This is a genomic window from Streptomyces sp. NBC_00775 (genome assembly GCF_036347135.1).
In the GTDB taxonomy this organism is placed as follows: Bacteria; Actinomycetota; Actinomycetes; order Streptomycetales; family Streptomycetaceae; genus Streptomyces; species Streptomyces lutosisoli.
The window spans coordinates 6,672,899-6,694,094 of the sequence record NZ_CP108938.1 but is presented as its reverse complement, the minus strand read 5'-3'; the positions used below and the strand labels follow the sequence as shown (position 1 = coordinate 6,694,094).

General features: G+C 70.8%; 20 protein-coding genes and 1 tRNA gene. 9 read left to right on the top strand and 12 right to left on the bottom strand.

The features are described 5' to 3' along the window. Window positions 1-33: 33 nt before the first annotated feature. The 6 genes from OIC96_RS29760 (at window position 34) to OIC96_RS29735 (ending at window position 4,732) form a co-directional block, all read left to right on the top strand. Window positions 34-681 carry an ABC transporter permease gene (locus OIC96_RS29760; RefSeq protein ID WP_330304906.1) on the top strand — a complete coding sequence of 216 codons (648 nt, stop codon included), beginning with the start codon at window positions 34-36 and terminating at the stop codon, window positions 679-681. A 76-nt stretch (window positions 682-757) separates the two neighbouring features. Continuing rightward, complete coding sequence (locus tag OIC96_RS29755; RefSeq protein WP_330310124.1) at window positions 758-1,966, top strand: betaine/proline/choline family ABC transporter ATP-binding protein; 1,209 nt, start codon at window positions 758-760, stop codon at window positions 1,964-1,966. Further along, entirely contained in the window at window positions 1,963-2,817 is an 855-nt protein-coding gene (locus tag OIC96_RS29750) for an ABC transporter permease (protein ID WP_330304907.1), read from the top strand. The genes OIC96_RS29755 and OIC96_RS29750 overlap by 4 nt, the downstream gene beginning before the upstream one ends. A gap of 41 nt (window positions 2,818-2,858) precedes the next feature. Beyond that, window positions 2,859-3,830, top strand: a complete 972-nt coding sequence (locus OIC96_RS29745) for a glycine betaine ABC transporter substrate-binding protein (RefSeq protein ID WP_330304908.1) — start codon at window positions 2,859-2,861, stop codon at window positions 3,828-3,830. 101 nt (window positions 3,831-3,931) lie between these two features. Next, window positions 3,932-4,540, top strand: coding sequence for an ArsR/SmtB family transcription factor (locus OIC96_RS29740; RefSeq protein WP_330304909.1), 609 nt, complete (start codon window positions 3,932-3,934; stop codon window positions 4,538-4,540). Between the two features lie 12 nt (window positions 4,541-4,552). Continuing rightward, window positions 4,553-4,732: a hypothetical protein gene (locus OIC96_RS29735; RefSeq protein ID WP_330310125.1), complete on the top strand. Its 180-nt coding sequence runs from the start codon at window positions 4,553-4,555 to the stop codon at window positions 4,730-4,732. On the opposite strand, the gene OIC96_RS29730 is transcribed toward OIC96_RS29735, so the two are convergent. The 6 genes from OIC96_RS29730 to OIC96_RS29705 all read right to left on the bottom strand — a co-directional run bounded on the left by OIC96_RS29730 (window position 4,729) and on the right by OIC96_RS29705 (window position 11,019). Next, the gene (locus tag OIC96_RS29730; RefSeq protein ID WP_330304910.1) at window positions 4,729-5,517 is read right to left on the bottom strand and encodes a S16 family serine protease; all 789 of its coding nucleotides are present in this window, start codon (window positions 5,515-5,517) and stop codon (window positions 4,729-4,731) included. The genes OIC96_RS29735 and OIC96_RS29730 overlap by 4 nt on opposite strands. A 398-nt stretch (window positions 5,518-5,915) precedes the next feature. After that, window positions 5,916-6,557 carry an IclR family transcriptional regulator gene (locus OIC96_RS29725; RefSeq protein ID WP_330304911.1) on the bottom strand — a complete coding sequence of 214 codons (642 nt, stop codon included), beginning with the start codon at window positions 6,555-6,557 and terminating at the stop codon, window positions 5,916-5,918. Between the two features lie 435 nt (window positions 6,558-6,992). Continuing rightward, window positions 6,993-8,792, bottom strand: coding sequence for a DEAD/DEAH box helicase (locus tag OIC96_RS29720; protein WP_330304912.1), 1,800 nt, complete (start codon window positions 8,790-8,792; stop codon window positions 6,993-6,995). Between the two features lie 171 nt (window positions 8,793-8,963). After that, entirely contained in the window at window positions 8,964-9,338 is a 375-nt protein-coding gene (locus tag OIC96_RS29715; protein ID WP_330304913.1) for a type II toxin-antitoxin system death-on-curing family toxin, read from the bottom strand. Next, a complete protein-coding gene (locus OIC96_RS29710) occupies window positions 9,335-9,526 on the bottom strand; it encodes a hypothetical protein (protein WP_330304914.1) in 192 nt (63 codons plus the stop codon). The genes OIC96_RS29715 and OIC96_RS29710 overlap by 4 nt, the downstream gene beginning before the upstream one ends. A 47-nt stretch (window positions 9,527-9,573) precedes the next feature. Then, on the bottom strand, window positions 9,574-11,019 hold the full coding sequence (locus OIC96_RS29705; protein WP_330304915.1) for an MFS transporter: 1,446 nt from the start codon (window positions 11,017-11,019) through the stop codon (window positions 9,574-9,576). Between the two features lie 248 nt (window positions 11,020-11,267). Between OIC96_RS29705 and OIC96_RS29700 the strand changes: the two genes are divergently transcribed. The 3 genes from OIC96_RS29700 (at window position 11,268) to OIC96_RS29690 (ending at window position 12,968) form a co-directional block, all read left to right on the top strand. After that, window positions 11,268-11,339, top strand: a tRNA-Cys gene (locus OIC96_RS29700). Window positions 11,340-11,520: 181 nt separating this feature from the next. After that, on the top strand, window positions 11,521-12,123 hold the full coding sequence (locus OIC96_RS29695) for a hypothetical protein (protein WP_330304916.1): 603 nt from the start codon (window positions 11,521-11,523) through the stop codon (window positions 12,121-12,123). A gap of 86 nt (window positions 12,124-12,209) precedes the next feature. After that, on the top strand, window positions 12,210-12,968 hold the full coding sequence (locus OIC96_RS29690; protein ID WP_330304917.1) for a DUF4365 domain-containing protein: 759 nt from the start codon (window positions 12,210-12,212) through the stop codon (window positions 12,966-12,968). A 63-nt stretch (window positions 12,969-13,031) separates the two neighbouring features. Here OIC96_RS29690 and OIC96_RS29685 read toward each other — a convergent pair whose 3' ends face one another. From OIC96_RS29685 to OIC96_RS29660, 6 genes are all read right to left on the bottom strand, one after another. Next, window positions 13,032-14,231: an SUKH-4 family immunity protein gene (locus OIC96_RS29685; RefSeq protein WP_330304918.1), complete on the bottom strand. Its 1,200-nt coding sequence runs from the start codon at window positions 14,229-14,231 to the stop codon at window positions 13,032-13,034. Window positions 14,232-14,372: 141 nt separating this feature from the next. Beyond that, the gene (locus OIC96_RS29680; RefSeq protein WP_330304919.1) at window positions 14,373-14,537 is read right to left on the bottom strand and encodes a hypothetical protein; all 165 of its coding nucleotides are present in this window, start codon (window positions 14,535-14,537) and stop codon (window positions 14,373-14,375) included. Continuing rightward, window positions 14,534-16,840 (bottom strand): xanthine dehydrogenase family protein molybdopterin-binding subunit, encoded by a 2,307-nt coding sequence (locus OIC96_RS29675; RefSeq protein WP_330304920.1) that lies wholly within the window; start codon window positions 16,838-16,840, stop codon window positions 14,534-14,536. The genes OIC96_RS29680 and OIC96_RS29675 overlap by 4 nt, the downstream gene beginning before the upstream one ends. Continuing rightward, complete coding sequence (locus OIC96_RS29670) at window positions 16,837-18,360, bottom strand: 2Fe-2S iron-sulfur cluster-binding protein (RefSeq protein ID WP_330304921.1); 1,524 nt, start codon at window positions 18,358-18,360, stop codon at window positions 16,837-16,839. Before OIC96_RS29670 ends, OIC96_RS29675 begins: the two co-directional genes overlap by 4 nt. Next, window positions 18,357-19,250 carry an FAD binding domain-containing protein gene (locus OIC96_RS29665; protein ID WP_330304922.1) on the bottom strand — a complete coding sequence of 298 codons (894 nt, stop codon included), beginning with the start codon at window positions 19,248-19,250 and terminating at the stop codon, window positions 18,357-18,359. The genes OIC96_RS29670 and OIC96_RS29665 overlap by 4 nt, the downstream gene beginning before the upstream one ends. A 280-nt stretch (window positions 19,251-19,530) precedes the next feature. After that, window positions 19,531-21,195 (bottom strand): beta-N-acetylhexosaminidase, encoded by a 1,665-nt coding sequence (locus OIC96_RS29660; RefSeq protein WP_406501687.1) that lies wholly within the window; start codon window positions 21,193-21,195, stop codon window positions 19,531-19,533. Window position 21,196: the final 1 nt, after the last annotated feature.

Below are 21,196 nucleotides of genomic sequence, written 5' to 3'. Positions count from 1 at the left end.
GTCCGGACCGCGGGTGAGGAGAGGTCCGGTGCCGTGAACTTCTGGGAGTACCTGAGCAGCCGCCATCAGCAGCTGCTCGCGGACGCGTACCAACACGCCAGCGTGGTCTTCCAGTGCATGGTCGTCGCGACGGCCGTCGGCGTACTGATCGGCGTCGCCACCTACCGCGTCGAGTGGGCCGGCAACCTCGCCACGACCACCACCTCCACCATCCTGACCATGCCCTCGCTCGCCATGATCGGTCTGCTGATCCCGATCGTGGGCCTGGGCGTGCCGCCGACGGTCATCGCGCTGACGCTGTACGGGCTGCTGCCGATCGTGCGGAACGCGATCGTGGGTCTGCGCGGGGTCGATCCCTCGCTCGTGGACGCGGCGAGGGGCATCGGGATGTCGCGGCTCGCCCGTCTCGTGCGGGTCGAGCTGCCGCTGGCCTGGCCGCCGATCCTCACCGGCATCCGGATCTCCACCCAGATGCTGATGGGCATCGCGGCCATCGCGGCCTACGCCTCCGGGCCCGGCCTCGGCAACGAGATCTTCCGCGGCATCGGCTCCCTGGGCAGCAAGAACGCGCTCAACCAGGTGCTCGCGGGCACGCTCGGGATCATCATCCTGGCGCTGCTGTTCGACGCCGCGTACGTGCTCATCGGACACCTGACCATTCCGAGGGGGATCCGTGACTGAGTCCGCCGAGTCCGCCGAGTCCGCCACGTCCGCCGAGTCCACCGCCGGCGCGCACACGTCCACGACCGGCGCCACCATCGAGCTGGACAACCTCACCAAGCGCTATCCGGGCAGCCGCGACCCCGCCGTGGACAGCGTCCACATGGAGATCAAGGCGGGCGAGCTCGTCGTCTTCGTCGGCCCCTCCGGCTGCGGGAAGTCGACGACCCTGAAGATGATCAACCGGATCATCGAACCGACCGGCGGCCGCATCCGCATCGGCGGCGAGGACGTCACCCACATGGACCCGGTGAAGCTGCGCCGCAAGGTCGGGTACGCGATCCAGTCCTCCGGGCTCTTCCCACACATGACGGTCGCCCAGAACATCGCGCTCGTACCGAAAATGACCGGCTGGTCCAAGTCGAGGATCAAGTCGCGGGTCGAGGAGATGCTGGACCTGGTCGGGCTCGACCCGGGCGAGTTCCACGGCCGCTATCCGCGCCAGCTCTCCGGCGGCCAGCAGCAACGCGTGGGCGTGGCACGGGCGCTCGCGGCCGATCCGCCCGTCCTGCTGATGGACGAGCCCTTCGGCGCCGTGGACCCGATCACCCGCGACCACCTCCAGGACGAGCTGATCCGGCTCCAGCACGAGCTGCACAAGACGATCGTCTTCGTCACCCACGACTTCGACGAGGCGATCAAGCTGGGCGACCGGATCGCGGTCCTGCGCGAGCGCTCGCACATCGCGCAGTTCGACACCCCGGAGGCGATCCTCACCAACCCGGCCGACGACTTCGTGTCGGGGTTCGTGGGCGCGGGCGCCGCCCTGAAACGGCTCAACCTCACCCGCGTACGGAACGTGGAGATGACCGACTACCCGACGGTGACCGTGGACGACCCGCTCCAGGAGATCTTCAACAAGCTCAGGGGCAGCGGTACGAACGAGATCCTGCTGCTCGACAAGCGCGGCCGCCCCTACAAATGGCTGCGGCGCGGCGACCTGATGCGGGCCAAGGGCTCGCTCGCCCGGGCGGGCACGCTGGTGCACGACACGGTGACCCGGGACGCCACGCTGCGGGACGCCCTGGAGGCCGTGCTCACCGACAACACGGGCCGGGTCGCGGTCACCGGGCGGCGCGGGGAGTTCATCGGGGTCGTCGACATGGAGACGCTGATGAACTCCGTGCACGAGCTGCTTGAGGCCGACCGGCTGGAGGCGATGGAGCACCAGCACGAACTGGAGGAGGCCCGCGCCCAGCAGACCCACTTCGAGCAGGAGGGCGACGGAGGGGAGAAGAAGGCGTGATCACACCGCCTGTGGATCAGCGGCCCGAGGGCGAGCACGAGGTCAAGGGGCTCGCCTTCCGGGACGAGGGCGAGGCCGAGCAGGAGGCTCCCCCGCCGACTGTCACGCTCAAGCCCCGGATCACCTGGAAGAAGCTGACCTTCCTGCCCGCCATGATCGTGGCCCTGCTGCTCGCCACCTGGCTCTGGTTCCAGCAGGCAACCCTCGACTCGATCTCCGAGAACGCCCTGTCGAACGGCCAGGTGTCGAAGGCCCTGTGGCAGCACATCCAACTGACCGCGATCTCCACGTTCTTCGTCGTGATCATCGCCATCCCGCTGGGCATCCTGCTCACCCGCAAGGCGTTCCGCAAGGCGACTCCGCTCGCGATGACCATCGCCAACATGGGACAGGCAACGCCCGCCATCGGCCTGTTGGCGCTCCTGGTGATCTGGCTCGGCACCGGCGAGAAATCGGCCCTGATCGGCATCACCATCTACGCCATCCTGCCGGTCCTGTCCAACACGATCGCGGGCCTGAAGGCGAACGATCCGACGCTTCTGGAGGCCGCGCGCGGCATCGGCATGTCGCCGCTCGGCGTTCTGTCCCGGGTCGAACTCCCGCTGGCCGTACCGCTGATCCTCGCGGGCGTCCGTACGGCACTCGTCCTGAACGTGGGCACGGCGACCCTCGCCACCTTCGGCGGAGGCGGCGGCCTCGGCGTGCTCATCACCACCGGAATCACCACCCAGCGCATGCCGGTCCTGGTGCTCGGCTCGATCCTCACGGTGTCGCTCGCCCTGCTCGTCGACTGGCTCGCCTCACTGGCCGAACTGCTGCTCAGACCACGCGGGTTGGAGGCGGGATCATGAGGAGCACGCAGCACCCGAAACATGCGAGGCGTACGTGTCCGATGCCGGCCAGAAGGCGTACGTGTCTGCTGCTGGCCGGGGCGCTCGTGCTGGCCTCCGGCTGCGGGCTGACCAGCGGCTCCCCCATGGTCGACAACGTCAAACCCGGCTCGATCGGGCAGGGCGAACCGCTCAAGGGCGCCCACCTCACCGTGACGTCCAAGGAGTTCACCGAGCAGCTGATCCTCGGCGCGATCATGGGCATCGCCTTCCAGGCGGCCGGCGCGGACGTGCTCGACCGCACCGGCATCCAGGGGTCGATCGGCTCCCGCGAGGCCGTCAAGAACGGGGACGCGGACGCCATGTACGAGTACACGGGCACGGCCTGGATCACCTACCTCGGCAACAGCAAGCCCATCCCCGACCCGCAGCAGCAGTGGCAGGCGGTGCGTGACGCCGACCTCAAGAACGGGCTGACCTGGCTGCCGCCGTCCGCCCTCAACAACACGTACGCGCTCGCCATGAACCAGGCCAACTTCAAGAAGTACGGCACGAAGACACTGTCGGACGTGGCCGCGCTGTCCAAGACGGATCCCGGCGCGGTGACGCTCTGCGTGGAGAGCGAGTTCGCCAACCGGGCCGACGGGCTGCCGGGCATGGAGAAGGCGTACGGCATGGATGTGCCCGCGAAGAACATCACGCAGATGGACACCGGGATCATCTACACCCAGGTGGCGAAGGGGAGTTGCACGTACGGGGAGGTGTTCACCACCGACGGGCGCATCAAGTCGATGAACCTGGAGGTGATGCAGGACAACAAGAAGTTCTTCCCCAACTACAACGCGGCGCCTGTGATCAACTCCAAGGCCCTGAAGGAGTATCCGGCGATCGCGGAGGTCATCGATCCCGTGACCAAGAAGCTGAACAACACGGTGGCGCAGGAGTTGAACGCGAAGGTGGATGTGCAGGGGCAGGATCCGCACGAGGTGGCGCTGGACTGGATGACGCAGGAGGGGTTCGTCCAGAGCGGGTGAGTTGCCCCGGAGCATACGAGGACTCGACTCCGAGGACTTACAAAGAAGTAGTTGCAAAGAACCCCTTGCAACTACTTCTTTGCAACGCTACCTTTGCATACATGCAGGAGCGCGAAGAACCGACGACACCGGCCTCGGACGAACTGGCCCCCCGCACCCTCGACGCCCGCTCGCTGCGTGGCCTCGCGCACCCACTCCGCATGCAGCTGCTGAGCGCACTGCGGCGGGGCGGACCGGCCACCGCGTCCCAACTGGCGGCGAAACTGGGCGAGTCCAGCGGAGCGACCAGCTACCACCTGCGCCAGCTCGCCGCGCACGGCTTCGTCGAGGACGCCCCGGAACACGGCAAGGGGCGGGAGCGCTGGTGGAAGGCCGTCCACCAGGGGCTGATCTACGACAGCACCCGGTTCACGGGGTCCGATCCGGAGTTGCGCGGAGCGGAGGACACCTTCCTGCACGAGATCGCGAACACCCACACCCGCGAGCTGTCCACCTGGATCGCCACCCGGCACGAATGGTCCACGGCCTGGTCCGGGGCCACGGACATGAGCGACATGACGCTACGGCTGACACCCGAACTCGCCACCGAGCTCGTCGCCAGGATGCACGAACTCATGGAGAACTACCGCGCGTTGGCTCCCGCCGAGGACACCCCTGACGCCGAGCAGGTCCGCATCCACACCCACGTCTTCCCCATCAACCAGGACTGAGAGGCACCGATGCTGCACCCCGACACACACCTCGCCCTGCACCACACCCGCGCCGCCGAACTCCGCGCCCAGGCCGAAACCCACCGGCTCGCCACCGAGGCCAAGCGGCCGAGCGAGCTGCGGGCACGGCTCGGCTGGACGCTCGTGGAGGTCGGCCTCCGGCTGGCCACCCCGAACCCGGCAGTCGCCTAGCAGCTCGGAACCGAGCCCTTCCCCTTCTCCAGGGAGACCAGGGCGTCCACCGCGCCCTTCAGCGTGGTCACCGGAATCAGCCGCAGCCCCTTCGGCAGCTCCGACTTCGCGTCCGAGCACTCCGCCTTCGGGACCAGGAAGACCGTCGCGCCGTCCCGGCGGGCGGCCTGGGTCTTGAGGGCGACGCCCCCGACGGCGCCGACCGTGCCGTCCTCGTCGATCGTCCCCGTACCCGCGATGGTGCGTCCGCCCGTGAGGTCGCCGCCGCTGCCGTCGCCGTCCAGCTTGTCGACGATGCCGAGCGAGAAGAGCAGCCCGGCACTGGGCCCGCCCACGTCGGCCAGCTTGAGCGTGACCTTCACGTCGTTCTTCTCGTGCAGATAGGACAGCGCCGCCTCGGTGGCCGTGTCCTGGGACTTCTTCATCTCGTCCGCGTTGTGCTGCTCGATCTCCTTGACGCTGTTCCCGCTCGGGTAGACCGAGTCGCGCGGCATCACGGCCCGGTCCGTGGCGAACCAGCTGTCGAGCACATCACCGAGGGAGACCCGCGCGTCCGGGCCCGTCGCCTCGATCGTCGTCATCCGCAGCTGCCCGCTGGTGTCCCGCGTGGGCGCTCCGCTGATCGTGATCACCGGGTCACCCTTGTTCTCGCCGAGGACGTTCGCCGTCATGCCGGGCTGCGCCACGGAGAACGGCAGCGGCGCGAACACCGCCGTGGCGAGCAGAGCCACGACGGGGAGGGCGCAGACGGCGACGGCCTTGGGGCGCGTGAGACGAGAGAGCACGGGATCAATCTAACGTCACCGCACGGTAGGGCCCCCGTACAGGTCCCGTCGTGCGGCCCGGAAGCGGCGCAGCGCCTCCGGCAGCGGCTCGATGCCGATGCCGATGCCGGGTGTCGTCGGGACCCGCAGATGTCCGTCCTCCAGGACGAAGGGCTGCCCTTGAGGGTGCGGGCATCATGCCGCTGGGGCGGCGGCCCACTCGCGACGCCGGTACAGACACAGGGGGTGTGGCAGGGGGCAGGGGGTGGCATCGCAGCCGCCTCGGCTGTGGGCCACCGTGCCGCTGGGCGCTGGGGCGGCGCCCGTCCCAAGGAGAGCGGCACCCCGTGAGCGCCGGACCGCGCGACCCGCCCCGAGGTCGGCCCCGGCGCCGGGCACGAGCCGAGCCGAGCCCGACGTCAGCGCAAGGCGTCAGCGACCTCTCGGGCCGCGTCCACGACCCGCGGTCCCACCCGCTCCGGCACGGAGTCCGCCAGCATGACGACACCCACGCTGCCCTCGACCCCGGTCACACCGATCAGAGGCGCCGCGGCCCCACTGGCCCCCGCCTCCAACTCCCCATGCGTGAGCGTGTACCCGGGCTCCCCCACCGGCGCCTGCCGGGCCGCGAGAATCGCCCGCCCGGCGGCACCCCGGTCCAGCGGATGCCGGAACCCGGCCCGGTAGGCAACGTGGTAATCCGTCCACGTCGGCTCCACGACGGCGACGGCCAGCGCCTCGGTCCCGTCGACCAGCGTGAGATGAGCCGTAGCCCCTATGTCCTCGGCCAGCGCCCGCAACGCGGGCAGCGCGGCCTCCCGCACCAGCGGATGCACCTGGCTGCCCAGCCGCAGCACGCCGAGCCCGACCCGGGCGCGGCCACCCAGATCACGCCGTACGAGTGCGTGCTGCTCCAGCGTGGCGAGCAACCGGTACACAACGGTCCGGTTGACGCCCAGTTTGTTCGAGAGCTCGGTGACGGTCAGCCCGTGGTCCGTGTCGGCGAGCAGCTTGAGGACGCGCAGTCCCCGGTCGAGCGTCTGAGAGGTCTCCGCGGTCACGACGCCCACTCCTTAGTGGTGAGGTCGACGGCCCCCTCGCGGCGGTTGCGCCACCGAGTCCCGTCGGCGACGCGCTTCAGAGGCCGCCGGTCGGCTGACGACCCGGGCTCTTCCCGGGCGGAGTCGCTTCACGGCTGCGCTCCGCGGCGGCGCTGCCACGGGGCGTGTGCGTAGCCGGGACAGTAGCGATCCAGTCCGCTCAGCGGAAGTCCACGTCCAGAATCCGGGCAACGGCTGGTACGGACTGATTCCGTTTGCCCCCATACGCACGGCGCTCATCACGCGGCGTGCACGACCCGCGCACACAGCGCACACGCCCACAAACGCGCCCCTAAAAGGGGCGCGAGGAACTGCGCGACCAGCCACAGACGGTCCGCGGCCGAAGAACAACCGGCACACCCCGGAACCGCGACCGCCCCGGCACAGCGCCCAGCGTCACCGCATCCGGGTGGCCCACTCCTGCACCTTGGCGATCCGCTGCCGCAGCTGTCCCGCCGTCGCCTCCGCGCTCGGCGGCCCCCCACACACACGCCGCAGCTCGGTGTGGATCACGCCGTGCGGCTTGCCGCTCTGATGGACGTACGCGCCGACCATGGTGTTGAGCTGTTTCCGCAGCTCCAGCATCTCCTTGTGGGAGACCACGGGCCGCCGCTCGGCGGGCAGTTCGAGCAGATCCGCTTCCTCGTCGGGCTTCTTGCGGCTGTGCGCGATCTGCCGGGCCTGCCGCTTCTGGAGGAGCATCTGCACCTGGTCGGGTTCGAGAAGCCCCGGAATGCCGAGGTAGTCCTGCTCTTCCTCGCTCCCCGGGTGGGCCTGCATCCCGAACTCGGCGCCGTCGTACAGCACCCGGTCGAAAACGGCCTCGGACTCCAGCGCCTCGAAGGAGAACTGCTCCTGCTCGCCGGTGTCCTCGTCCTGCTCCCGGTTCGCCTCGTCCATCTCCTGCTCGGACTCGGCGTACGGGTCCTCCTCGCCCTCTTTCTTGGGCTTGTCGAGGACGTGGTCGCGCTCGACCTCCATCTCGTTGGCGAAGCCCAGGAGGTCGGGGACGGTCGGGAGGAAGACGGAGGCGGTCTCGCCGCGCCGCCGGGACCGTACGAAGCGTCCGACGGCCTGGGCGAAGAAGAGGGGCGTGGAGATGGTGGTGGCGTACACGCCGACCGCGAGCCGCGGCACGTCGACGCCCTCGGACACCATCCGCACCGCGACCATCCACCGGTCGTCGCTGTGGCTGAACTCGTCGATGCGGTTCGAGGCGCCGGTGTCGTCGGAGAGGACGAGGGTCGCCTTGGTCCCGGTGATCTCGCGGATCAGCTTGGCGTACGCGCGCGCCGAGTCCTGGTCGGAGGCGATGACGAGCGCACCGGCGTCCGGGATGCCCTTCCTGACCTCGGTCAGCCGCTGGTCGGCGGCGCGCAGCACGCTGGGCATCCACTCGCCGCGCGCGTCGAGCGCGGTGCGCCAGGCCTGCGAGATGGCGTCCTTGGTCATGGGTTCGCCGAGGCGAGCGGCGATTTCGTCGCCCGCCTTGGTGCGCCACCGCATGTTGCCGCTGTAGGAGAGGAAGATGACCGGCCGCACGACCCCGTCGCCGAGGGCGGACCCGTATCCGTACGTGTAGTCGGCGGAGGACCGCCGGATCCCGTCGTTCCCCTCCTCGTACGTCACGAAGGGGATGGGGTTGGTGTCGGACCGGAAGGGCGTACCGGTGAGCGCGAGCCGCCGGGTGGCGGGCTCGAACGCCTCAAGGCACGCCTCACCCCAGGACTTGGAGTCACCGGCGTGGTGGATCTCGTCGAGGATGACGAGGGTCTTGCGCTGCTCGACGCGATTGCGGTGCAGCATGGGCCGCACACCGACACCGGCGTACGTCACGGCGACGCCCTGGTACTCCTTGCTGAGCGGCCCCGCGCTGTACTCGGGATCCAGCTTGATCCCTATCCGCGCGGCCGCCTCCGCCCACTGCTTCTTCAGGTGCTCGGTCGGCGCGACCACGGTCACCTGCTGCACGACATGGTGGTGCAGCAGCCAGGACGCGAGCGTCAGCGCGAACGTCGTCTTGCCGGCGCCGGGCGTGGCGACGGCCAGGAAGTCGCGCGGCTGCTCCTGGAGGTACTTCTCCAGCGCCCCGTGCTGCCAGGCGCGCAGCTTGTTGGCGGTACCCCAGGGGGCGCGGCCGGGGAAGGCGGGTGAGAGGTGGTGCGAGGAGGCGGCACTGGCGGCGGTGGTAGTCACGGTCTCCGTTGGTGGGGTCGAATCAGAGGGGCCGCGCGTAGCGCGTCAGGTAGGGCGGTGGTGGGAGACGGGCGGGCGGCTCGGCTACGTATGACAACCGGGCCACCCTACCGGCGACCCGGATGTGTCAACGCGCGGACGACGCCGGGTCACCGGTGGATGGGACTGACGTCACAGCGCGCGCAGCCGGTCCGCGATGACCCCGATGCCGCTCTCCTTGCCGGAGGCCACGTCGATGACCAGGTCGTACGCCGTGTCCTGGTCGCAGGACGCGAGGTCGACGCCGTTGACGGCGAGAAATGTGGCGGCGGCCAGCCAGGCGGTCCGCTTGTTCCCGTCGACCAGTGGGTGGTTGGTGGCGATGGCGTGCAGCAGCGCGGCGGCCTGCTCGTGCAGGTCCTGGTACGCGGCGACACCGAGCATCCGGGCGCGGGGGCGGTGTACGGCCGAGGCCAGCAGCCCCGGCTCCCGGACCTCGGGTGCACGGCCGCCGAAGGCGATCCGGGCGATGTCCGTCACTTCGGTGACAGTGAGGTGCCGGGTCATTCGCCGAGCCGCTTCAGAAGATCGGCGTGCTCGTCCGCGAGCCGGGTGGCGAGGGTGCGCACGTGCGCACCCTCCTCGCCCAGGTACCGGCGTACGGCTTCCTCGGCGACCTCCTCCGGCAGCCGGCCCTGCGCGTCGGCGAGGTCGTCGAGGGCCTGCGCGAGGGCGGGGTCGAGGCGGAGTTCCATGCGCCGACAGTAGGGCACCGCACCCGCCCGATTCGACCGGTTTTCGATCAACGCTCCCGCACCCGCGTCGTCACCCACGCCCCCACCAGCGCCACCCCGGCCATCGGCAGGAACACGGCGGCGAAGGCGGCGGGGTGGGAGCCGTCGGCCGACGCGGTGGCGGCGTCCGCGACCGTGCCGCCGCCGAGGGCCGCGAAGGCCGCGCCGCCCACGGCGAGCAGCAGCACGTTCGACAGACCGTCGGAGATCTGCAGCGCGGCGGAGTTGGCCCCGGTCTCCTCCGGCGCCGAGAGGCGCAGCAGCAGCACGCTGGTCGAGGCCGTCACCAGCCCCATGCCGAAGCAGCCGAAGCCCCAGGCCACGGCGACGGTCCACACCGGCACGGAGTGGATCAGCACGCTGGGCACGGTGGCGATGGCGGCGGCGAGCAGCACCATGCCGAGGAACATCAGCCGGGCCCGGTACGGCTCCGTCCGGGGCCTCGACTGCACATACGACCCCAGCGCCCAGGTCCCGCCGGCCGCCGCCAGCGAGAACCCGGCGAGCGTCGGCGACAGCCCGCGCTGGGTGACCAGCATGAGCGGCACGAAGGACTCGGCGGCGATGAAGGCCCCGGCCGCGATCCCGCGCAACAGCACCACGGACGGCAGCCCGCGCGCCGCCCGGTACGTGCCGTGCGGCAGCAGCCCGAGGACCGCCGGCACGAGCAGTGCGGCGCCGGCGAGGGCGGGGACGAGCGAGAGCCAGTCCAGTTCCTGGGCGGCGTACTGGAGGAGCGCGGCGCCGAGCGAGATCCCGAGCGCGAGCCGGATGCGCCGCCGGTCGAGGGGCGCGCGGTCGGCCGCCTCGCGCGGGCCGGACGTCCGCCGCCGGATCTGCGGCAGCGCGAGCGCCAGCGGAAGGACGACCAGGACCGGTATCCCGGTGAACACCCAGCGCCAGCCGAGGTGTTCGGTGACCGTGCCCGCGATCAGCGGTCCGACCACGGACGGGACGACCCAGCCCGCCGCGAACGCCGCCATGATCGCCGGGCGCAGCCGCTCCGGGTAGGCCCGCGCCACGACGACGTACAACGCGACGACGACCAGCCCGCCGCCGAGCCCCTGCACCGCCCGCCCGAGGATGAACACCCACATGGTCCCGGCGGTCCCGGACAGCAGCAGCCCCGCCGCGAAGGCCCCGATCCCCGTGGTCAGCGACGCCAGCGGCCCGTCCCGGTCGGCCCACTGCCCGGCGAGCACCATCCCGAACAGACTCGTCGTGAAATACGCCGAGAACGCGAACGCGTACGCCGACACCCCGTCGAGCTCCCGCGCCGCCACGGGCATCGCCGTCCCCACGGCCGTCGCCTCGAAGGCGATCAGCAGCTCCACGAACACGATCCCGATACTGAGCGCCCGGTAGGGACGGCTCAGCACACCGCCCTCGCCGCCTTCCCGCCCCTCGGCCTCGGACGGAACCGTCGTGGCATCGCGCGCTTCCGGTGCTGTCATGACCGCCAGCGTAAGAGGCACACCGGGCGCTGACCCCTGTCGGAAGACGGTGATCAACTGCGCCTTTGGTCCTACGACCAGTCGCTCCCCGCAGCCCCCACACCCCCACACCCCCACCACCCGACGTTTCATGAACGGCGTATGGCAGTCCCATTGCAGCGCCCACCCACCCCTTGAGCCCCGCCCACGCCCCCGCCTACGGTCAACCCATCAGGTCGGAACGAGTGAGCCGTGCCGCACCTGAGTCCGGCCGTGTGCCCGAGTGGTTTAGGGACTCGCCTGCAAAGCGAGTTACGTGGGTTCGATTCCCGCCACGGCCTCAACTGCCTTGACCAGGCAAAGGGAAAAGGGCGGCACCTCGTGTGAGGTGCCGCCCTTTCGTGTGTCCGTCTCAGTTCCCGTCTCAGTTCCCGTCTCAGTTGGACGTGTCGCCTGCTCGATCAGGCGTCGGGCCTGAGAGAACTCTTCTCAGGTAGTTGCGACGGTTCTAAGCTGCCCCGGGTGGGAGCTATCGACTGGGGCGACGCCCCAACATGGTCGGGCGCAATCTTCGCTGCCGTTGCGGCCGCAGGCGCAATCTGGACTCTCAAGAGCCAGCGCGATCAGATCGACGAGCAGCGCCAGTTCATCCGCCAGCAGTCCGAGAACCTCTCTCTTGAACGGGAGCAACTGCGGGCCATCGCGAAGGAACGAAGGTGGGCGCAGGCACTGAAGGTACGCATGAAGTACAGCCGTGTGGGCCCCGCCTCCACGGGCCAGCTCAGTGATCAGGAAAACGAATACCGTTGGCGCGTTTTCCTCTCGAACACCAGCGACAAGCCGTTGCGCAATGTCACGGTACGTTTTGGGGACAGCTACACCGCTCAGGCAGCCCACGAAGTCGATGAAACGGATGACTACCCTTCCGGGGAGCCCCTGGGGGTACCGGTCGACGTCATCGGTTCGGCCCTCACCTTCGAGTTCTCATCTCCGAGAATGCCCCTGCCCAAATTCGATCGCTCTCGCCCTCATGCCTACTTCACCGATGCCGCACATACGCAGTGGCACTTGGACGAGCGAGGCGAGCTCGACGAAGTCCGCGATGGGAGCCTTCCGGAAGAGTGACGGGGTTCGATTCCCGCCGCGGCCTCTCACTGTCACCGCTCCGCCCTACCCTGTGCCCTTGATCAGGTGTCAGGGGGGGCGGCGGCATGGCGAAGGTTCCTGAGAGTCGGCGGGTTGGGCGGGTCGCGGTGAACCGGCTGCGTTCGCTGCTGGAGCACCATGGCCATATCGTCCAGGAGATCGACGGCGTGAACGACCACGGTGAGGATCTGTACGTCACCTTCGTGCACGCCGGCCAGCGGACCGATGCCTCGGTCGCGGTGCAGGTGAAGGGCGGCACCTCGCATCGCACGCGCCGCGGGTACCGGGTTCCTGTGGGCCAGCACGCCGAGAACTGGCGCAGCAGCAATGTGCCCGTCCTGTGCGTGGTGCACGATCCTCAACCCGACACCCTGTTCTGGGGCAACGCCACGCGTCAGCTTCGAAGGGCACAGGCGCAGCGCAAGACCTTGAAGTCCATTGTCCTGAGCAGGGAATCGGTGCTGAACGACGACACCGTGGACGACTTCGTACGACGGGCCCGCCGCTACGTCGATCTGGAGCGCGAGGGCCTGGGCAGGTGGGCCGACATGGCGGGTGTCGAATTCGGCGAGTCGGATATCGTCAAGCCCTTTGAGAACGAGTACGGCGAGCCCATGGTCTTCTGGCAGCGCAAGGGCGTTCCCCTCGCGACGCTTCTGCACCACGATCTGGACTGGGAACCCGTGCCCATCAGCGAGGACACCCTGAGGTTCGGGCCTCTCTTTCCCTCGGTCGCCGGTGTCATCCTCAACGACGCCGAGGCACACTGGCTGGCGGCCTGTTTCAAGGCCAGCGCATGGTGGCGCCGCCCCGAGAACGATTGAAGGGCCGAGCACTCGCCCGTGCCGGACGCTACTCGCCGCCGCCCGGCACCGCGTCGCGCCCCTCTACCCGTACAGCTGCCCGTACAGCGTTCCGCCCGCCTGGTCCTCGAATATCTCCGGCCAGTAGCGCCAGCCGTCGTCGCCGGGGAGGGAGAGGGTGGGGTCGCAGGCGACGGGGTCGACCGTGGCGAGGGTCTGGGCCATGGTCGCGGCGAGTTGTTCGTAGGAGTCGGTGAGGTGGTGGGCCGCGTCGAGGGACTTCTCGCGGTGGAGCAGCCAGAGCGTGAAGGCGAGGGTGGAGATGTCGGCGTTGAGCGGGCGCAGGGTGAGGTCGGGCTCGCTCCAGGCGAGGACCGCGCCCGTGGTGCCGTCCACGACGAGGCTGGTGTCCTCCAGGAGGTAGCCGAGGCGTATCAGGCGGTCCGCGGTCGTGGGGAGTTCGTCGGCGGAGAACTCGCCCTGGCGCTCGTCCGCGTAGTACTCGGTGAGGGCCGGCAGGGGCACCTCCGTGTCCAGCTGGAAGAGGAAGCCGTCCTCGGGCAGGCCCGTCTCCCGCAGGAAGCGGCGGGTGGGCTCGTGCGTCAGCGCGGACGGGAAGTCGACGTCCTCGAAGCGCATGATCTCGCCCGTGCCGAACTCCTCGTCCAGCAGTCGCTTCGGCAGGTCGAGGACAAGGCCCTCGCCGGGGCCCGCGATCCGGGCGAGCGGGCGGATCAGGGCGGCCATGCGCCAGTACGGCGGCACGTCGTCCTCGCCCACGTTCGCGCCCGCGCCCGCGCCTGACGTGAACATCTCCGTGAGGCGGGCCGTCGTCTCCGTGACCGTCTTCGGGCCGAACGGGCCCCGGGGCGCCGTCAGTTCCTCCGTGGCCGCCGTGAAGCGCAGCAGCGCCTCCAGGGAGGGGGCCAGGGGCGACAGGGGGGACAGGTCCATCAGGGCGGGGTTCGGGTGGACGTATGTCGTGGAGATCTCCCCGGTCGTCCCGTCCAGCACGATCGACTCAAGGTCCCTGTCCAGGTTGCGCAGCGCCCCTATGACGAGCTGGTCCCGCAGCTCCTCGGCGAGCTTCTCCGCGTCGCCGGCCAGGTCCGCGAGTCTCCGCAGCCCGTGCTCCCGCAGCGCGGCGAACCCCAGCAGCCGGCCGTCGGACGGCAGTCCCGGTCCCCTCAGCCACCGTCGCGTCCCCGCGTGCGTGACGTACGGATCCAGCTCCTCGTCGGTCAGTGTGATCGCGCCGCCGACACCGATGTCAGTCGTGCTCATGGCTCCCCCGCGCAGATGAACGCATCGTGCTTCCCCCAGGCAGGAACACCGCGGCGTCCCGCGGCGGTTCCTCATTGAGCCAGAACCATACGCCGCACCACTGACAACGCCGGAAACACCCGGGAACAGGGGCCCCGCCCCTCAGCTGAGGTACACGCCGCCCACGACGACCACCAGGGCCGCCAGCACGAACAGCAGCACCCAGAGCAGCAACTTCCCGACGCTGGGCGGGGGTTCGTAGCGCGGCTGCTCGGGGCCGTCGTTCAGTGGCGGTTCGCCGCTCAGCGGCTCGTGCGGTGCGCTCATGATCCCGTCACCACCGCCGCCTGCGGGCGGATCGGGAGGCGGTTGACCGGCCGTCCCGTCGCCGCCCGTACGGCGGACGCGACCGCCGCGGGGGACGTCACGACCGGCACCGCGCTGACCGCCTTCGCGCCGAACGGGGCCACGACATCGCGCTCCTCGACCAGCTTGACGATGCGGATGTCGGGCGCGTCCAGGGCGGTGGGGAGGGCGTATCCGGTGAGGTCGGGGTGGCGGACCAGGCCGCGGGCCGTGCGCAGGTTCTCCGTCAGCGCGGCGCCGACGCCCTGGGTGACGCCCGCCTCGATCCGGGCCGTCAGCTGCGCCGGGTTGAGGATCCGGCCCACGTCCTGGGCGAGCGCCAGCTCCACCACCCGGACCGAGCCCAGCTCGATGTCGACGTCCACCACCGCGCGGATCGCGCAGAAGGCCAGCCCCACGAAGGCGTCGCCCTGGCCGTCGGCGTCCAGCGGTTCGGTGGGGTGCGGGCGGCACTGGGCCGTGGCCCACAGTTCCTTGCCGTCCATGGCCTCCGTCACGGTCGTGGACAGCACACCGTCGTACGACGTGATCTTGCCGTCGGTGATCTGCAACAGCTCCGTGGACATGCCGAACTTGTGCGCCAGGGGCTGCAGCAGTTGCGTACGGACCATTTTCGCGGCGCGTTCGACCGCTCCGCCCGACACCCATGTGTGGCGGCCACGGCAACTCGGGCCCGCGGGCGGCTGGTCGGTGTCGACCGGCGCCACGTGCACCTCGTCGATGCCGAGCGTCTCCTGGACGATCTGCCGGGCCAGCGTGGTGAAGCCCTGGCCGGTCTCCACGGCCGCGCAGAGCACGGTGGCGACGCCGTCGTGGACCTTGACCGTGGCCGTCGAGACCTCGTCCGCGCCCTCCGAGCCGAGCATGTGGACCATGCCGACGCCATAGCCGACACCACGGCGTACGGCACCGGGTTCGCCCGCGCCTTCGAGGCCCCCGGGGAGCAGCCACTCGTCCTCGGGCGTGTCCTTGGGCAGCGCGGGGAGCGGGAAGTCCCGTACGGCTTGCAGCAGTTCGGCGACCGGCGCCGGGCACGTCACCGTCTGGCCGGTCGGCAGGACGTCCCCCGTGGCCATCGCGTTGCGCAGGCGCAGCTCCGCGGGGTCGATGCCGAGCTTCTTCGCCAGCTTGTCCATCTGGGCTTCGTAGGCGGCGCACACCTGCATGGCGCCCTCGCCGCGTACGTGGCCGGAGGGCGGGTTGTTGGTGCGTACGACCCAGCCCTCGATGAAGGCGTTGGGGACGACGTAGGGGCCGCAGGCGAAGGAGACCGCGGCGGCCAGCGACTCGGCGGACGTGTCGGCGTAGGCGCCCGCGTCGAGCAGGATCTGTGCCTCGACCTTCACCAGCTTGCCCTCGGCGTCCGCGTGGTGGCGGTAGCGCAGCAGCGTGGGGTGGCGGTGGGCGTGGCCGAGGAAGGACTCCTCGCGCGTGGCGGTGAGCTTCACCGGGCAGCCGGTCTTCAGGGCCAGCAGGCCGAGCGGGAGCTGGAAGCCCTGGTCCTCGCGGTCGGCGGTGGCGCCGGGGACGCCGGTGACGACGACCTTCACCCGCTCGGGTTCCAGGCCGTAGCAGGCGGCGGCCGCGTCGCGGTCGGTGTGCGGGTCGGTGGACGCCACGTAGAGCTCGACTCCGCCGTCGGGGCGGGGCACGGCGAGGCCCGCCTCCGCGCCGATCGGGGCCGGGTCCTGGCGGCCGATGCGGTACTGGCCCTCGACGACGATCTCGCCGGCCGCCTCCGGGTCGCCGTGGCGCAGCGGGATGTGGCGGATCAGGTTGCCGTCGGGATGCAGGGGCTCGGCCTCGAAGGCCTGCTCCGGGTCGGTCACCGCGTCGAGTACTTCGTACTCGACGATGACGGCGGCGGCGGCCATCCGCGCGGTGTCCGGGTGGTCGGCGGCGACGGCCGCGATGGGCTCCCCGTGGTGGCGTACGACCTCGGAGGCGAACACCGGGCGGTCCGCCGTGCCGCGGCCGTGCAGCGCGCTGCCGGGCACGTCCTCGTGGGTGATGACCGCCCGCACGCCGGGCATCTCGCGCGCGTGGCTGGTGTCGATGGACACGATGCGCGCGTGCGGGTGGGGCGACCTGAGCACGGCGGCCCACAGCAGGCCCTCGGCCCACAGGTCGGCCGCGTACGGGAAGGTGCCCTCCGTCTTGGCGCGGGCCTCGGCGGCGGGCAGCGAGACGCCCAGCCCGTGCGGCAGGGGCTCGGGGCCGCTCTCGGGTGCCGCCGGTGTCACGGTCGCGGCTTCGTTGCTCACGCCTGGCCTCCGTCCTGGCCGTACGGCTGCTCATGCGGCGCTTGGGGGTCGTACGGAGAAGTGGAAGTGTCGTCGTACCGTGCCTGTGGTGCGGCCGGCCCGGCCGATGCCTCGAACGCCGACGGGTGGACGCCGCCCGCGCCGGGACCCGCCTGGTGCGGGATGCGTGCCTCGTCCGGGTCCGGCGTGGCTTCGGCGGCGGCCGCGGAGTGCGCCTCGCGTTCGTTGACGACCTCGCGTACGGCGTCCAGGACCCCGCGGTAGCCGGAGCAGCGGCACAGGTTGCCGCACAGTGCCTGGCGGGCCTCCAGCTCGGTCGGCGCGGGGTTGCCCTCAAGGAGGTCGTGCACGGTCATCGCCATGCCCGGTACGCAGAAACCGCACTGCACGGCGCCGCACTTGGCGAGCGCCCGCTGCACGTCGGAGGGCTGCCCGTCGGTGGCCAGGCCCTCGACGGTGCGCACCTCGCTGCCGGCGGCGGTGACGGCGGGCACCAGGCAGGACGCCACGAGCCGTCCGTCCACCTGGACGTTGCAGGCGCCGCACTCGCCCTGCGAGCAGCCGTCCTTGGCGCCCGCCAGGCCGAGCCGCTCGCGCAGGACGTAGAGCAGCGATTCGCCGATCCAGGCGTCGGTCACGGGGCGGTCGGCGCCGTTGACGCGCAGGACGTAGGCGGCGAGGGGGTGTTCGTCGTGCGGGGGCGGCGCGGCGGTGTCGGCGTCCTGCGCCTCTTCGGCGGCGGCCCCCTCGGAGGCCTCGGCGGCCTCGGGGTCCTCGTGCGCCTGGTCCGGTTCGTGCGCCTCCGGAGCCCCGGTGGCCCCGTGCGCGAGGTCGGCGACCGGCGGGGAAGCCTCGTGAGCGGGCTCGGCGGCCCGCTGGGCGGCCTGCGCGGGCAATTCCGCATGCGACCCGGCCGACGGCTCCACGGGGGCCTCAGCGGCCGTTTCCCGGGGCTCCGCCGACCACGCCTGTCCGATGGCCTCCGTGGCCCAGGGGGCGGCCGCGCCGCCGGGGAGCGTGGCGGGCGGTGTCCCGCCCCACTGCTCGACGAGCGCCGAAGTGGTGAACTCGCCCGATTCGTCCGGAAGATCACCACCGGCCACCGGAATCGACCACTGTCCGGTCACATCGTGCCCGGGGGCGGCGCCCGCCTGTGCGGCCTCGTTGAAGTCCCACTGCCCGGTGGCTCCCGGGTGGTACGCGAACCGGTCGTCGTGCGCGGCGTCGTGCGGCGCGGCGTTCGGATCCGGCCACTGGACGGCGCCGGCCGGCACGGTCCACGTCCCCGTGGCCGCCGGGTCCGTCGCCTCGGGTGTCGCGGGGGTCACGCTGATCTGCGGGGGCACATAGCCGTGGCCGGGTGCCGCGAGCGGGCTGTCCCGGTCGGCGAGCAGGGCTTCGATGCCCCCTTCGGGGAGCTTGACGAAGGCGGTGGCGCCGTCGTCGTAGTCGCCCTGGGGCAGCGGATCCCAGCGGCCGCCGCTCGGCGGGGCACCCTCTCCGTACTGGTCGTCGGTCACGACAGTGCCCTCCCCAGTGCTCGTCGGGCCAGCGCGGCGACGGTGCGCCGCAGGTGCAGTACCGCGGGCGGAAGCTGTTGCACGGAGCCGTCCCCGTCGGGGACGGGGTCGGGGATGCAGGCCGCGGCCACGTACTCCCCGAACGCGGTGAGCGCCTCCGGCACGATCGCCCGGTTGTTGTCCCAGTCGATCAGCTGGGCGACCCAGGCCTCGGCGTCCAGCGGCCGCAGCGGCATCGGCGCTATGGCTCCGACGGCGCACCGCACTCCGCGCCGCGCGGGGTCGAGGACGAGGGCCACGGACGCGATCGCGCGGCCGGGTCCGGTGCGTCCCGTCGCCTTCAGGAAGACCTGCGGGGCATGCAGCAGCGGCACGCGCACGTAGCCGATGAGCTCGCCGCCGCGGAGCATCTCCACGCCCGCGAGCAGGTGCGACACGGGGATCTCGCGGCGGGCTCCGCCCTGGCCCGCGATGATCAAGGTGGCTTCCAGGGCGGCCAGTACGGGCAGCGCGTCCCCCGTAGGGGCGGCCGAGGCGATATTGCCGCCCAGGGTGCCCGCGTTACGGATCTGCGGCGGACCGGCGGCGCGCGCGGCGGCGGCCAGCGCCGGAATCAGGGCCGCGAAGTCGGGACGCCCCATGCGGGCGTGGGTGAGGCCCGCGCCGAGCAGCGCGTGGCCGTCCTGGTACTGCCAGCCGCGGATCTCGCTGATCCGGCCGAGGCCGACGAGCGCGGCGGGCCGCAGCTGTCCGGAGTTGACGGCGGCCATGAGGTCGGTGCCGCCGGCCACCGGAACGGCGGCGGGCATGGCGGCCAGCGCCGCCACTGCTTCGTCCAGCGACGCGGGCAGCGTCACGGCCTGCGCCGCCTGCGGTGCGTGCGTGGTCAAACCGGCTGCCCCTTCCCGCTGCCCCACCTGGTCCCACCTGTGCTGCCGTACGGTACGTGCTGACAGGGCGGACGTGGCAACTCTGGCACATCTTCCCTGACCCTCGACGCTGGGGTCCGCTAGGAGGCATTCGCCCCTCTCACCAGGGAGATGGTCCGTTTTCGTACGGCATCACCCGTGAGTGCGAATTGCCACTCTTCGGTGACCCTTGGGCGCCTTTTTCCTTGTGGGGCCACAGTTCCAGGGTGAACACCCCGGAACACGCGTCTTCGGAGTCGCCTCACACGTTTGGGGGCGCCCCCTCGATCGGGCGTCCGAGGCCACCCGTCATCCCTTCGGGGGCAGGCCGCTTCTGCCACGGCAGCGGACCCGCGGGCGGGCGATAGTCCACTCCAAGGGCGTCAAGTCGCCCGTAGTGGGCGGTCATCCGCCGTTCGAAGCCGGCGAAGTCCCGTTCGGCGGGGGCGGGCAGGGCACTCCAGGCGACCTCGGCGAAGGCCACGAGCCGCGGGTACGTCTGGTAGTCCACGCGCGCGTGGTCCTCCATCACCTCGGTCCACACGTTGGCCTGAGTGCCCAGCACATGCCGCGCCTCCGCCTCGGTGAGCTGCGGCGGCACCGGCTCGAAGCGGTAGACGTCCTCCAGGGTGCGGACATAGCCGATGGGCATCGGCTCGTCCTCGCCGGCGGCCTGACGGTGGTCCAGGTACACCTGCTGCTCGGGGCACATGACGACGTCGTGGCCCGCGCGGGCGGCCGTGACGCCGCCCTGGTAGCCGCGCCACGAGGACACGGCCGCGCCGTCCGCGAGCCCGCCCTCCAGGATCTCGTCCCAGCCGATCAGCCGACGCCCGCGCGCGGAGAGCCAGTTGTCGAAGTGCCGGACGAACCAGGACTGCAACTCGTCCTCGTCCGCGAGCCCGAGTTCCTTGATGCGCGCCTGCGCGGTGGGCGACTGCCGCCACTGGTCCTTGGCGCATTCGTCGCCGCCGATGTGCACGAACTCCGAGAAGGGTCCGGCGTCCGCCGGGAACAGGTCGAGGAGTTCCTCGAACACCCCCTCGTAGAAGCGCAGGGTGTTGTCAGTGGGGGCGAGTACGTTTTTGGAGACGCCCCAGCTGTCCCAGACGGAGAGGGAGGTCGTGTCGATGACGTCGGTGTTGCCGAGTTCCGGATACGCGGCGATGGCGGCCTGCGAGTGGCCCGGGATGTCGATTTCGGGGACGACGCTGATATGCCGCTCGGCTGCGTACGCGACGATCTCGCGGATGTCGTCCTGCGTGTAGAAGCCCCCGTGCGGCTTCTCCTCCCACAGCGGTGAGGCGCGATGGCCGAATTTCGTGCGCGCCCGCCAGGACCCGACCTCCGTCAACCTCGGGTAGCGCTTGATCTGAACACGCCATCCCTGGTCGTCGGTGAGGTGGAAGTGGAAGACGTTGAGTTTGTGGGCGGCCAGGAGGTCGAGATGGCGCAGGACCCCGTCCTTGGGCATGAAGTGCCGGGAGACGTCGAGCATGAGGCCGCGCCAGCGGAATCGCGGGGAGTCCTGGATGTGGGTCACCGGCAGTCGCCACTCCCGGCCGGGAAGCGGCGCCCGCCGGAAAGCGTCGGGGCCGAGCAACTGCCGCAGCGTCTGAGCACCCCAGAAGAGCCCGGCGGCGCCACCGCCGACGAGGTGCACACCCTTCGGCGTGACGGCCAGACGGTAGCCCTCGTCGCCGAGGTCCTTGGTCACCATGGAGTGGATGTACACGCGGATGACGTCGTCGTCTTCCCCGTCCCCCGGGTTCAGGGGCAGGCCTGTGGCCGCGCCCAGCACGCCCCGCAGCCAGCGTTCCGTCCGCTCCGTGCCCTCACCCGCGGCCAGCTTCGTCCCGGGCCCCAGCTCGTAGAAGTCGGCCCCGTGGTCCGTCACATGGCGGGGCGCCGGAATCACATCAGTCACG